The sequence below is a fragment of the Pseudomonas sp. GW823-FHT02C02 genome (genome assembly GCF_058797635.1).
Genome location: NZ_JBXAJV010000001.1, coordinates 486215 through 499333 on the forward strand (window position 1 = coordinate 486215; position 13119 = coordinate 499333).

Consider the following 13119-nt stretch of genomic DNA (forward strand, 5'->3'; position numbering starts at 1 on the left):
CAGCGGTTCGGCATTCAACCGGGGCGCGAAATACCATGCTGGCGCAGTTTGCGGTAGAGCGTATTACGGCTGATCCCCAGGCGGGCGGCGACATGAGCGATGTGCCAATGTTCCGCCTCAATCAACGTTAGCAGTGTCTGCCGTTCGGACACTCCAAGTGGGTTTTCGGCTAACACGGCTGGAACGGCCGGTAGCAACTCCGCCAAGTCCTCCAGAGTGACACGTGCCTCCATCGACAACGCTATCAGTGTGCGCAAACACGTACGCAGCTGCCGGACATTACCCGGCCAAGGATGCGTCAGCAAACGCTCTCTAACTCCGGCCTCGAGCCGAATCCTTGCATCTTTTGTCTCTTCGCGCAGTAGAAGGTCGAGCAAACGACCCTTGTCTGAACGCTCACGTAACGGTGGGAGCTGCACGGAGAAACCGGCAATGCGATAAAACAAGTCTTCGCGAAAACGCCCTTCGACCACACAGGTGTGCAGATCCTGGTGGCTGGCACTGATAAGGCGAATATCGAGAGGACGTGCCGTCGCTCCGCCTAGGGGCACCACCTGACGTTCCTCCAGCACCCGCAGCAGGCGAGTCTGCAACGCCAGGGGCATATCGGCGATCTCATCGAGAAATAGAATGCCGCCATGGGCTTGCTCCAGCTTACCGATCATTCCGTCCTTGCGTGCGCCAGTAAAGCTGCCGCCGTGATAGCCGAACAGCTCGCTCTCGATCAGCGTTTCTGGAATGGCCGCGCAATTGATCGCTACAAACGGCTGGCTAACCCTGGAGCTGGCGCGATGCAGCGCAGCAGAAAAAGCTTCTTTGCCTGTACCGGTTTCACCTTGTAAAAACACGGGTACGTCACGCTCCAAAACACGCAATGCGCGAGCAAAGCCGCGTTGCAAGCGCGGATCTTCGAGACACACTTGCCCGTCGTCAATTTTGGGGATTGCAGGAGTGCCGGAAGGCACTCGGCGTAAGGGTTCTCGCAACTGTCCGTAGAGCTGGCGTCCGTCCAGCAGCCGCATTGGCCAGCAGACACTTGGCTGCGAGCTGGCCTGACTCATCACCTGATCGAGAGGTGTCTCCAACAGCATCGTCAGAGATTGCCCAACCACCTGCTCACGGCTGAGGCCCAGCAGCTCGAGCGCCGCATGATTGACTGAACAGATACAAGCGCTCTCGTCGAAACTGAGCAACCCCTCCCCCAATAGCCCGACGTAGCCGGACTCCGGGTGGAAGCGCAGCAAGTATCGCTGCGGATCATGCCCCAGGAAATAACAGCTCTCGATCAAATGGGCTGTCAGGTTGGTCAATGCCATTGCTTTGAAGTGCTGCTGAAGACCTTGTTCTTCTCGCACAGAAGAGAGGTTAAGAACGGCGAGCAACTCTCCGCTCGCATCAAATATTGGGCTGGCCGAACAGGTTAAGCCGGCATGCTTGCCACGGAAATGTTGATCACGACGGATAGTGACATGCTGTCGCTCGACCAGGCAGGTGCCGACACCGTTGGTTCCCTCACAATCCTCGCTCCATACCGAACCGAGCCACAGTCCGGAACGCTGCAATTCGGCTCGTTCGGAGTCATTGAACACGCTGTCGATCGCCACACCGCGAGCGTCGGTGAGTAGCACCACGTGGCCATCACCTCCGAGCTGTTGGTGCAGGTTGCTCATCTGCCAGTGAGCCACAGCGATGATGTGTTCCAGTGGCGCGCGGTGATCCTGCAAGCGTGGATGCTCAACCACGTTAGGTGCGCGGCGACTGGCAGGATCGAGCTGATATTGATCCAGGCACCGGCGCCAGGATCGTGTGATGGCCAAGTCAGCAATAGGGCCATGGGTGGCGTGAGTACCCTGCACGGCTTGCAGCACTTGTTGTGCATGGGCGTTGATCAAGGCCGGCTTCATTATTCTTGTTCTCCGTTACGGTTAGGACACGGGTCTGTTCGCAGCTTATATGAAAAGATCGCAACCAGCGCTTTTTGCACCGAGTGACACTCTGTCATCCACCATTTCCAGAATCGTGACAGATCTGCGAATCCAAGCCTGAGCAACACCGCAGCAGCCGCTCTGCAATGGGGCTTTCGCGAAGGTGGCCCGAGCCTTGCTCAGGGGCAAGTTGTACAAAAACAACAAGATCGGAGAAGCCCCATGAACATCGCTGTTGAAACACCTCTGCACACGCCAACTGCTCAACTCGCGGCCTGGGTCGAAAACCTCGGCGAGCGTCTCGCCCAACGTGATGTGGACGGCGTACTGGAACTGTTTGCCGAAGAGTGTCACTGGCGTGACCTGCTACTTTTCAGCTGGAACCTGGTGACACTCGAAGGCAAGCCTGCCATCCGAGACATGCTCGAAGCACGCCTCGACCAGACTCGTCCTGAGCGATGGAAACTGGAAGGTGAAGCGACGCTGAATGACGGTGTGCTCGAAGGTTGGATCAGCCTGGAAACCGAAGCGGCGCGAGGTAAAGGCTACGTTCGCCTAAAAGACGGTGTGTGCTGGACGCTGTTGACAGCCATGCGCGAGCTCAAAGGCTTTGAAGAACCCAGTGGCCGCCGTCGTCCAATGGGTGCAAGTCATGGTCACACCCACGCCGACAAACGCAACTGGTTAGAGCGTCGCCAAGATGAAGAAGCTTCGCTAGGCATTACCACCCAACCTTACTGCCTGATCGTTGGTGGCGGCCAAGGTGGGCTGGGGCTCGCTGCGCGGCTCAAGCGAATGGGCGTGCCAACTCTGATCGTCGACAAAGCCGAGCGTCCTGGAGATCAGTGGCGCGGTCGCTACAAGTCGCTGTGCCTGCACGACCCTGTCTGGTACGACCATATGCCTTACCTGCCCTTCCCCGATCACTGGCCAGTCTTCACCCCAAAAGACCAGATTGGAGACTGGCTGGAAATGTACACCAAAGTCATGGAGCTCAATTATTGGCCGCGTACCGAATGCGTGAGTGCCAACTTTGACGAGCAAAGTGGCACCTGGAAGGTTGAAGTGCAGCGCGATGGCGAGCGTGTGACTTTACAGCCCACCCAGTTGATCCTCGCCACTGGCATGTCTGGCGTCCCCAACGTTCCTGTTTACCCGGGTGCTGAGATTTTCAATGGCCAGCAGCACCATTCCAGCCGCCACCCAGGCGGGGACGCCTGGCGCGGCAAGCGCGCGGTTGTCATCGGTGCCAACAACTCTGCTCACGATATCTGCGCCGACTTGGTGGAGAACGGTGTCGAGGTGACCATGGTGCAGCGCTCCAGTACTCACATCGTGCGCTCTGACAGCTTAATGGATCTCGTCTTCGGCGGGCTCTACTCCGAAGATGCCTTGGAGTCGGGTTTGACCACCGACAAGGCCGACATGCTGTTCGCCTCGATCCCCTACAAGGTAATGCCAAGCTTTCATCAACCGATCTTTGAGGCGATCAAGGAGCGTGACAAGGACTTCTACGAGGGTTTGACCAAGGCCGGCTTCATGCTCGATTTCGGTGATGACGAATCTGGCCTTTTCATGAAGTACGTCCGCCGTGGTTCTGGTTACTACATCGACGTCGGCGCCTGCGAACTCATCGCTAACGGCACGATCAAGCTCAAAAGCGCGCCAGGCCTGGGTGTCGAACGCATCGAAGCAGATGCCGTCGTCCTCAACGATGGCAGCCGCCTACCTGCAGATCTGATCGTCTACGCCACGGGCTATGGCTCAATGAATGGGTGGGCGGCGAAGCTGATTTCCCAGGAAGTCGCTGACAAGGTCGGCCGTTGCTGGGGACTGGGGTCTGGAACCACGAATGATCCTGGTCCTTATGAGGGCGAATTGCGCAACATGTGGAAGCCCACACAGCAGGAAAACCTCTGGTTCCACGGTGGCAACCTACACCAGTCACGCCATTATTCGCTGTATCTGGCGTTGCAGTTAAAGGCGCGCTTCGAAGGCATCGACACATCCATCTACGGCCTTGCAAAGAGTCATCACACTGGCTGAGTCAGAAGGCGCCCAACCGAGGTTGGGCGCTCAATCGGCACGGAAACGCTGGCTGAGCGATCCTTGAAAATGCTCCAGCAGAAAATCCACGAACACTCGTGTTTTGGCCGGCAAAGCTTTTCGGGACGAGAAGTACACCGAAACGACACCTAGATCCACATACCAATCCGGTAACAAACGAACCAGATCACCGCGTTGCAACCAAGGCCACGCGCGCTCCATCGGTACCAGCCCGACACCCAACCCCATCAATGCACAGCTACACAATGCTTCTGGATCGTTCATTATCGCCGTCGGTTTCAGGTTGACATCAAACCGCCCTTCTCCAGCATCCCGAAGTGTCCAGTTGAGCAAACGCCCTGTGCTGGTCGAACGCATTACGATGCCATCCACCCCCTGCAAATCGCCAGGAACAACGGGCATTGTCCGCCCCTCCAACCACTGCGGAGCTGCAACAGCGACAAGATGAAGTTTGGCCAACTCTCTCGCTACGATTCCCGAAGATAATTCAATACCGCCACCAATGGCCACATCAAAACCTTCACCAATCAAATCGACGCGACGGATTTCCAAGTGCCAGTCCGGAACTACCTCGGGGTAACGCTGTTTGAAACTTTTGAGTAGTGGCAGGACATAATCGTAAGCGAAAGACGGAGACAAATTGACCCGTAATCGCCCTGCCGGGACTTCTCGGGCATCACCTATTTGCGCGATAGCACCTTGGATGGTTTCGACGCTGCCCGAGACTTGCTGGTAGAACAATTCTCCTGCCTCAGTGAGGGTCAGGCTTCTTGTGCTGCGCTGGAAGAGTCGGGTGCCTAAATTGGCTTCGAGCCGTGCCACATTCTTACTCACGGCAGCAGCGGAAATCCCCATACGCCTGGCTGCTTCGGAAAAGCTGCTGGCCTCCGCGGCGCGAACGAACGATTCCAGATTGCCGAGGGTTTCCATGGTCATCTCCAACTTTTGGTTGAAGGTGATTCTACCGATTGGAGACTAATTTATCCCTGATGCTTTGGTCATGATTGTGCCTACCGGATCATTACGATTGGAAAGCAAAGACTCATGACAAAAATTCTAGTTACTGGCGCGACAGGCAGATTGGGCAATGCAGTCTTGCGTTCACTGGTACAAAAAATCCCGGCATCAAATGTTGTGGCAATGGCACGTGATACTGAAAAGGCTGAGCCTCTGGCTGCCTTAGGCATAGAAGTGCGCTACGGGGATTACACCGACTACGATTCGTTGGTGGCGGCATTCGAAGGAGTTGAAAAAATCTACCTGGTATCAGCCGTTGCGTTCAGTGATCGTGTTGCCCACCATACAAACGTGATCGTTGCTGCCGGCCGGGCGGGTGTTCGCCATGTGGTTTACACCAGTATTCAACGGATCAACGATGAGCTGGCACCTATTGAAGGGGTGACGGAGAGCGATATTGCTACCGAGCGACTTCTTGAAAAGTCGGGTCTCACGTACACGATTATTCAACATCCGTTATACGCCGACGACTTGCCCTTCTTCATCGGTGCCAATGCGGCAAATGAAGGCTTCAGCGTCCCAGCAGGCCAAGGTCGAATTGGGCCAGTCACCTACGCAGAGCTTGCAGAAGCGGGTGCTGCCTTGCTCACCCAGACTGGGTACGAGAACCGCACCTGCTTGCTAAATGCAGGACAGACGTGGTCATTCCAGGATGTCGCAGACGGGTTCTCTCGATTGACGGGCATGCCCGTTGAGTACCAGCCAATTTCCGCTGAAGCATTCATTGCAGCTCGGGAAAGTGAAGGCTGGCCAACTGCGGTCGCGAAATTCATCAGCGGCTGGGGTAACGCCATCGATAATGGCGCTTTTGACCAGAGCAGTCGTACGCTTGAAAAACTGTTGGGCCGTAAGCCAAAACATTTGGAAGGGATGCTAAAGGAAGTCTTCAAACTTTAAGTAAAGCCACTTCCCCAAGCCCAATCTCTTGTAGCAACCGCTGGAGAAACGCCAAGCCGTTTAACCCCACTTTCTGCACCTAATCATTTTCTGTACGCCGGCAAGACTCTGGCAAAGCAGGCTGTGATCAGGTTCGGAAAGCCTGGAGGCATACAATCCCCAAACCGCTGGCGCTCCTGCGACACCACATATTGGCAATGACCTGGACCTTGAAGGACTCGAAATAGGGACGGCATTCTTGTGGAATGGGCGTCCGCTTAAAAAAGGCTAAAGAGTGAGAGATGTACGGGTCCGGCGATGCGTCATCTATCTGGAAACGGCTATCAGCAAAGCCCGGATTTCAATGTACTTATTGATGTACTTAAAATTCGTGGCTGCAGGTAGATCTCGGTAGAATTCGCCGGAACGAAAAAAGAGGCCGAAGCCTCTATTTTCTAGATTTGCAGAGCTCAATGGAGCTCTGCAAAACAACATCTGGAGCGGGAAACGAGACTCGAACTCGCGACCCCGACCTTGGCAAGGTCGTGCTCTACCAACTGAGCTATTCCCGCGTCTTGGTGTGGCGCATTCTATAGAATCCAGAAGCCCCGTCAACCCTTTGATTCAAAAAAGTTTTATTTCTTTTCCACGTCGGTCTTCAGATGCGGCCAGGCAGCCCGCAGGTATTGGACCATGGACCACAATGTCAGGCCGGCAGATACCAGCAGCAAGGCATAACCGATCAAGACCCAGAAGGTAAAGTCCGATGGATTGGCCAGCAGGATCACCAGCGCCAGCATTTGCGCGGCGGTTTTCCATTTGCCCAGGTTCGACACGGCAACGTGAGCCCGTGCACCGAGTTCGGCCATCCACTCGCGAAGTGCCGAGACGACAATTTCGCGACCGATGATGACGGCCGCCGGCAGCGTGAGCCACAGGTTGCCGTGTTCTTGCACCAGCAACACCAGCGCAACGGCCACCATCAGCTTGTCAGCCACGGGGTCAAGGAACGCCCCGAATGGTGTGCTTTGCTCCAGACGACGGGCCAGATAACCGTCCAGCCAGTCTGTGGCGGCGGCAAATGCGAAGACCGAAGCGGAGGCCATGTAGCTCCATTGGTACGGCAGGTAGAACAGTAAAATGAAGATCGGGATGAGCAGGACGCGTAGAACGGTAATCAGATTAGGGATATTCATCGGCACAACTGGCTACGAGGTGAGGTGGCATTCTACTCGCTGTGCAGATTTGCATAAATCAACTCTGCGAGCTTTTTACTGATCCCGGGTGCTTTGGCGATCTCTTCGATGCTGGCACGAGACAGCTCCTGCAATCCACCAAAATGTTTTAACAAATCGCGGCGACGAGTCGGTCCGACGCCTGCAACGCCCTCAAGTGTCGAGGTGCGCCGGGTTTTACCACGGCGGGCCCGGTGCCCGGTAATGGCGAAACGGTGGGCTTCATCGCGTATCTGTTGAATCAGATGCAGCGCGGGGGAATCACCGCGCAAGGTAAATTCGTGAGCTGCGTCGTTGAGGTACAGGGTTTCAAAACCAGCCTTGCGCGTCGCCCCCTTGGCCACGCCCAGCAGAATCAGGTCAGGCACCGCCAGCTCATTGAGCACGTCGCGGGCCATCGACAGCTGACCCTTGCCGCCGTCCACCAGCAGAATGTCCGGCAACTTGCCCTCCCCGTCCTTCAGTTTGCTGAAGCGCCGCGTCAGGGCCTGGTGCATGGCCGCATAGTCGTCGCCCGGGGTGACGCCTTCGATGTTGTAACGACGATAGTCGGACTTGATCGGGCCTTCCGGACCGAACACCACGCACGACGCCACGGTGGCTTCGCCGCTGGAGTGGCTGATGTCGTAGCACTCCAGGCGCTGTGGCGGCTCGTCCAGGTTCAAGACTTCTGCCAGGGCATCGAAACGCGCGGCGACGTGTTGACGGTTGGCCAGCCTCGCGCCCAACGCCTGCTCGGCATTGGTGACCGCCAATTGTTGCCAGCGTGCTCGCGTACCCCGTACCCGATGGCTGATGGTCAACTCGCGACCGCGCAGCTCTTCAATGGCCGCAATGAGGGTCGGAAAGTCTTCGTGAACCACGTTGACGATCAGTTCGCTCGGCAGGTCGCGCTCAGGACTGGTAATGAAGTACTGGCCGAGAAAGGCAGCCATGACCTCGGAAACGTCCTCGTCGATGCCGACCTGAGGGAAGAAGTTCTTGCTGCCCAACACCCGCCCACCGCGCACGCTGATCAGGTGAACACAGGCACCGCCCGGATTGACGAACGCAGCGATCACATCGATATCGCCGGTTCCGCCTTCCATGCTTTGCTGATCCTGGACTCGACGCAGCAGCGAAATCTGGTCACGCAACTCGGCGGCGCGCTCGAACTCGAGGTTGATCGCCGCCTCTTCCATGCCCGCGGACAACTCGTCGGTCAGCGCATTGCTGCGGCCTTCAAGGAACATCACTGAGTGGCGAACGTCCTCGGCATACACTTCGGGCTCTACCAGCCCGACACACGGGGCCTTGCAGCGCTTGATCTGGTATTGCAGACAAGGGCGCGTGCGGTTCTTGTAATAGCTGTCTTCGCACTGGCGAACAAAAAACGTTTTTTGCAGCAAGCTCAAGCTTTCGCGAATCGCGCCCGCGCTGGGATACGGACCGAAATACTTGCCCTTGGCCTTTTTCGCACCGCGATGAATGCTCAGACGAGGAAACTGGCCATCCGAAAGAAAGACGTAAGGGTAGGATTTGTCATCGCGCAGCAGGATGTTATACGGCGGACGCCACTCCTTGATCAGCGTCTGCTCAAGCAGCAAGGCTTCCGTTTCGTTGGCCGTGATGGTGGTTTCGACCTGGGCGATACGGGCGACCAGCGCCGCCGTCTTGGGCGCGAGACCGGACTTGCGGAAGTAGCTCGACAGGCGATTTTTCAGGTTCTTGGCTTTGCCGACATACAGAAGGCGAGCATCGCTGTCGAACATGCGGTAGACGCCGGGGCGCCCACTGACGGTCGACAGAAAAGCGCCTGGATCAAAGACTTCGGTCATTTTCAGAGGCTGGCATCGACCATGCCGTGACGCACCGCCAACAGCGTCAGCTCGACATCACTGCTGATCGAGAGCTTCTCGAAAATGCGGTAACGGTAAGTGTTGACCGTTTTGGGCGACAGGCAGAGCTTGTCGGAAATGATCTGGACTTTCTGACAGCCGACAATCATCAATGCGATCTGGATCTCGCGTTCCGACAGCGCGTCGAAGGGCGAATCGTTGGTCGGCTGAAAGGATTTGATCGCCAGTTGCTGTGCAATCTGCGGGCTGATGTAGCGTTGCCCGGCAAACACCAGGCGAATGGCCTGGACCATTTCCGGCAACCCGGCGCCCTTGGTCAGATAACCGGCGGCACCGGCCTGCAGCAGCCGCGTAGGAAACGGATCTTCCTCGCACACGGTAACCGCGACGACTTTGATGTCCGGATGACTGCGCAATAACTTGCGCGTGGCTTCAAGACCGCCGATCCCGGGCATCTTGACGTCCATCAGCACCACATCGGGTTTCAACTCACGCGCTTTAAGCAGGGATTCCTCCCCCGACTCAGCCTGGCCGACTACTTGCAGGCCATCGATGTCAGCCAGCATTCGTGTAATGCCTGTACGAACGAGATCATGGTCATCGACTACTAGCACCCTAATCAAGCAGACACCTCGCGATATGGTCTTATTGGGTTGCCGGACACCTTAGCAAAAAGCGACTGGCAGACCTAGCGGCAAGCGCTATATAAAAAGTTTCAATACATCTTGAAAGGCTTGTCGCTAGCGTGTTTCAGCGATACAGCTCATCGAGATCACGCTGCATTCTCAGGAAACACTCGTCTTGGCCGGCTACCTTCAGTCCTTTTCTCTCGTACAGCGCTTTGGCCGGATTCGTTTCAAAAACTGTCAGGCGTAATGCTGGACGCCGTTCCTTGCACGCCATGGCCAATACCTGATCGATCGCCCAGGAACCGGCACCCTGCCCCTGAAACGCTTCCAGCACGTGCAATTCGCGGATATACAAAGCCCTGGAGTCGCGACTGAGGCTCACATAACCCAGCAAGACATCGTCCCGGACAATCAACCAGTTCTCGCGCCCGGCCCAGGCGACATCGAACGCCTCGTCCTGCCAGAGCAGGTCATTTTGAATGTAATAGCGGAGCATGTTGCGACAGGTCAGTTCGCGAGCGAAATCAAGGTCGCCGGATGTTGCCGGGCGCCAGTCAAAAGCCATTAAAACCTCCGCAGGTGCCAACGATCAGTGTCGTCATGGTTCGCCCTTGTGACATCACTCGTGAGCGACGCCCAAAGTGTGTCACAAACCTCGACCACTCAAGCGATAGAAAAGGTGATCGGTCATCGATAGCATTTTCTGATTGAAACCGCGCACCAGCCTCTAGTAAGCTCGGGGCATTCATCGGAGACAGACCATGTTCAACGCCCTCTCACAGCTTCGTACCGCCAGCGCCTCGCGCTCGGTTACGGCTGCCCGGGCGACTGACGTTTGTGCTCCGGTCAGCTTTTATTTTGGGTATTGGTTTAGCCACTGGCGCGCCTGATACCCACACGGCGCCCACTTTAAACGGGTCGCCACCAGAGAATTCTCAACCCCCGGTCGGCTTCCCGACCGGGGGTTTTGTTTTTTCAGCTCCTGATTTTTTTGCGACACACCAGACAACCAGAGGATTTACGAAATGAACTACGCCACCTATTACCGTTACGACAGTTTTTCCGCCTGGCGATTTAGCAGCCTCCGCTCGGGACAGCCTGCCGCCTCCGATCGGTCACCCACAGGTGGCAAGCACACACACGCAGCCAATCCGGCCAATTGTCGAACACCCCAGTAGGGCCGAGCGCGCGGGAACGAACCCGCCGCCAGCCCAGGAAGCCTGAATATGAACTCGTCCGTCTCTGCTCTGCCGCTGTCCACCTTGAGTCCCGCCAATGAAGCGCTGACCCTGCGTCTGCCCAGCTCGTTGCAACTCAAGCAGCAACTGCCCCTCAACAACGCCCTGACCCGGCAAGTCGCCGCCCACCGCGACGCGGTCCGCGCGATCCTCAACGGTGAAGATTCCCGTCTGCTGGTCATCGTCGGCCCTTGCTCGATTCACGATCCCCAGTCCGCCCTCGAATACGCCACCCACCTCGCTCGCCTCGCCGCCGAAGTCAGCGACCAGCTGTTGCTGGTGATGCGCGCCTACGTCGAAAAGCCCCGCACCACGGTCGGCTGGAAAGGCCTGGCCTACGACCCGCAGCTTGACGGCAGCGATGACATGGCCGGCGGCTTGACCCTGTCCCGTGAACTGATGCGCGAAATGCTGCGCCTCGGCTTGCCAATTGCCACCGAACTGTTGCAACCGATGGCGGCCGGCTACTTCGACGATCTGCTGAGCTGGGTCGCCATCGGTGCCCGCACCACCGAGTCGCAAATCCACCGGGAAATGGCCAGCGGCCTGAGCATGCCCGTCGGATTCAAGAACGGCACCGATGGCGGCGTGGCCGTTGCCAGCGATGCCATGCGTTCGGCCGCCCACCCGCATCGTCATTTCGGTGTCGACAGCCAGGGGCATCCTGCGATCATTCAAACCCCTGGCAATCCCGACACCCATCTGGTGTTGCGCGGCGGTCATCGCGGGCCGAACTACGATCGCGACAGCGTCGCCCAAGTGAACAGCGACTTGACCCGACTCAAGATCCCCGCACGGATCATGGTCGACTGCAGCCACGCCAACAGCGGCAAAGACCCGGCTCGTCAGCCCGCCGTATTCAACGATGTGCTTGAGCAACGCCTGCAAGGCGATCAATCGCTGATCGGCATGATGATCGAGAGCCATTTGTTCGAAGGCTGCCAGCCCTTGAGCCCATCGCTGCGCTACGGCGTATCAGTGACTGATGGCTGCCTCGGCTGGACCGGAACGGAACACCTGTTGCGACAGGCCGTCGACCGGCTGCGGGCACAGAACGACGTTCAGCGACCGGCATAACCACCGCCGACCTTCCAGCCCTCGATTCGAGGGCTGGGCGTCTGAAAAGCGAATCGGTTGACAGGTAAACGGCGTTGACACAGTAGGCCGTTGCATTGATGCGCTCGGCGAGCGACAAAAAGATGTCCAAATATTCCGAACGGGACCTCAGGCTCTTTCGAACTTTCCTACGTTTTCTATACCTTTTTCATCAACTTACAGCGGATTCCTCATACATCGCCGAGCCGCTGGTGTGCTTTAGAGTGAGCCCATATTCACCTCTCTGAACCATCGCGAAAAAGGAATGAACATGCTACGGAATGCAACTACTCAGTATCCAATCCTGTTGATCCACGGCCTCTTCGGCTTTGATCGCATTGGCAAAGTCGAACTCTTCCATGACGTCAAGCAGGCCCTCAGAAGTGCCGGTGCAAGAGTGTTCATCCCCCACCTCTCGGCTACCCAAAGCAACGAAGTGCGCGGTGACCAACTGTTGGCACAGATCGAACGGGTGCTGGAAGGAACCGGCGCCCACCAGGTCAACCTGATCGGTCACAGTCAGGGTGCCCTCGCGGCACGTCACGCCGCCGCCATCGCGCCGGAGATCGTCGCGTCGGTGACTTCGGTCAGCGGCCCGAACCACGGCTCGGAACTGGCCGATTTCCTGCGCAAGGCCCTCACACCGGGACGCCTGCCGGAACACGTCGCGGCCACGGTTGCCACGCTGTTTGCTGACTTTCTGTCGTTGCTCAGCGGTCATCAGCGTTTGCCGCAGAACGCCATCGCCGCGCTCAACGCCTTGACCACCGAAGGTGTGGGCGCGTTCAACGACAAATACCCGCAAGGACTGCCGAAAACCTGGGGCGGCAAGGGGCGCGAACTGGTGAACGGCGTGCGTTATTACTCCTGGAGCGGCACATTGCAGGGTGACCTTCTCGATAAAGGGCTGGGGGCGGTCAGTCCGCTGCACGGTTTCCTCCAGGCCTTCTCTCGCTACTTCACCACCGAGGCAGAGCAAAATGACGGCATGGTGGGCCGCTACAGCTCCCATTTAGGCAAAGTCATCCGTTCCGACTATCCGCTGGATCATCTCGACAGCCTCTGTCAAACCGCCGGCCCGCTGCGCAGGGGCATCGATCCGATTGCCTTGTATGTGCAGCATGCCGAGCGCCTGAGAAATGCCGGCCTATAATCTGTCCGGAACTTTGTCGAGAAATAGGCCACTGAATCCGGTAGGC

Annotated in this window: 10 protein-coding genes and 1 tRNA gene; 4 read left to right on the forward strand and 7 right to left on the reverse strand. The window is 57.3% G+C overall.

Annotation, left to right across the window (positions count from 1 at the left end; genetic code table 11):
* Positions 1-14: 14 nt before the first annotated feature.
* On the reverse strand, positions 15-1904 hold the full coding sequence (locus AC1ROI_RS02175; protein ID WP_102594132.1) for a sigma-54-dependent Fis family transcriptional regulator: 1890 nt from the start codon (positions 1902-1904) through the stop codon (positions 15-17).
* A gap of 243 nt (positions 1905-2147) precedes the next feature.
* Between AC1ROI_RS02175 and AC1ROI_RS02180 the strand changes: the two genes are divergently transcribed.
* Entirely contained in the window at positions 2148-3971 is a 1824-nt protein-coding gene (locus tag AC1ROI_RS02180; protein ID WP_102594131.1) for an NAD(P)/FAD-dependent oxidoreductase, read from the forward strand.
* A gap of 30 nt (positions 3972-4001) precedes the next feature.
* Here AC1ROI_RS02180 and AC1ROI_RS02185 read toward each other — a convergent pair whose 3' ends face one another.
* Positions 4002-4922: a LysR family transcriptional regulator gene (locus AC1ROI_RS02185; RefSeq protein WP_102594130.1), complete on the reverse strand. Its 921-nt coding sequence runs from the start codon at positions 4920-4922 to the stop codon at positions 4002-4004.
* A gap of 114 nt (positions 4923-5036) precedes the next feature.
* Between AC1ROI_RS02185 and AC1ROI_RS02190 the strand changes: the two genes are divergently transcribed.
* Positions 5037-5906 carry an NmrA family NAD(P)-binding protein gene (locus tag AC1ROI_RS02190; RefSeq protein ID WP_102594129.1) on the forward strand — a complete coding sequence of 290 codons (870 nt, stop codon included), beginning with the start codon at positions 5037-5039 and terminating at the stop codon, positions 5904-5906.
* A 475-nt stretch (positions 5907-6381) separates the two neighbouring features.
* Here the strand turns inward: AC1ROI_RS02190 and AC1ROI_RS02195 are convergent.
* From AC1ROI_RS02195 to AC1ROI_RS02215, 5 genes are all read right to left on the reverse strand, one after another.
* A tRNA-Gly gene (locus AC1ROI_RS02195) sits at positions 6382-6457 on the reverse strand.
* A 63-nt stretch (positions 6458-6520) separates the two neighbouring features.
* Entirely contained in the window at positions 6521-7081 is a 561-nt protein-coding gene (gene pgsA / locus AC1ROI_RS02200) for a CDP-diacylglycerol--glycerol-3-phosphate 3-phosphatidyltransferase (RefSeq protein WP_010460829.1), read from the reverse strand.
* 32 nt (positions 7082-7113) lie between these two features.
* Positions 7114-8937 carry an excinuclease ABC subunit UvrC gene (gene uvrC, locus AC1ROI_RS02205; protein ID WP_010460831.1) on the reverse strand — a complete coding sequence of 608 codons (1824 nt, stop codon included), beginning with the start codon at positions 8935-8937 and terminating at the stop codon, positions 7114-7116.
* 2 nt (positions 8938-8939) lie between these two features.
* Positions 8940-9581: a response regulator transcription factor GacA gene (gene gacA, locus AC1ROI_RS02210; RefSeq protein ID WP_008015884.1), complete on the reverse strand. Its 642-nt coding sequence runs from the start codon at positions 9579-9581 to the stop codon at positions 8940-8942.
* Between the two features lie 127 nt (positions 9582-9708).
* A complete protein-coding gene (locus AC1ROI_RS02215; RefSeq protein WP_010460839.1) occupies positions 9709-10152 on the reverse strand; it encodes a GNAT family N-acetyltransferase in 444 nt (147 codons plus the stop codon).
* Positions 10153-10813: 661 nt separating this feature from the next.
* Here AC1ROI_RS02215 and AC1ROI_RS02220 point away from each other — a divergent pair.
* Complete coding sequence (locus tag AC1ROI_RS02220; RefSeq protein ID WP_102594128.1) at positions 10814-11902, forward strand: 3-deoxy-7-phosphoheptulonate synthase; 1089 nt, start codon at positions 10814-10816, stop codon at positions 11900-11902.
* Positions 11903-12191: 289 nt separating this feature from the next.
* A complete protein-coding gene (locus tag AC1ROI_RS02225) occupies positions 12192-13073 on the forward strand; it encodes an esterase/lipase family protein (protein ID WP_102599421.1) in 882 nt (293 codons plus the stop codon).
* Positions 13074-13119 lie beyond the last annotated feature (46 nt).

Coding starts and splice junctions, on each gene's coding strand:
- AC1ROI_RS02175 (WP_102594132.1), bottom strand. CDS start 1,904: ATGAAGCCGGCCTTGATCAACGCCCATGCACAACAAGTGCTGCAAGCC.
- AC1ROI_RS02180 (WP_102594131.1), top strand. CDS start 2,148: ATGAACATCGCTGTTGAAACACCTCTGCACACGCCAACTGCTCAACTC.
- AC1ROI_RS02185 (WP_102594130.1), bottom strand. CDS start 4,922: ATGGAAACCCTCGGCAATCTGGAATCGTTCGTTCGCGCCGCGGAGGCC.
- AC1ROI_RS02190 (WP_102594129.1), top strand. CDS start 5,037: ATGACAAAAATTCTAGTTACTGGCGCGACAGGCAGATTGGGCAATGCA.
- pgsA (WP_010460829.1), bottom strand. CDS start 7,081: ATGAATATCCCTAATCTGATTACCGTTCTACGCGTCCTGCTCATCCCG.
- uvrC (WP_010460831.1), bottom strand. CDS start 8,937: ATGACCGAAGTCTTTGATCCAGGCGCTTTTCTGTCGACCGTCAGTGGG.
- AC1ROI_RS02215 (WP_010460839.1), bottom strand. CDS start 10,152: ATGGCTTTTGACTGGCGCCCGGCAACATCCGGCGACCTTGATTTCGCT.
- AC1ROI_RS02220 (WP_102594128.1), top strand. CDS start 10,814: ATGAACTCGTCCGTCTCTGCTCTGCCGCTGTCCACCTTGAGTCCCGCC.
- AC1ROI_RS02225 (WP_102599421.1), top strand. CDS start 12,192: ATGCTACGGAATGCAACTACTCAGTATCCAATCCTGTTGATCCACGGC.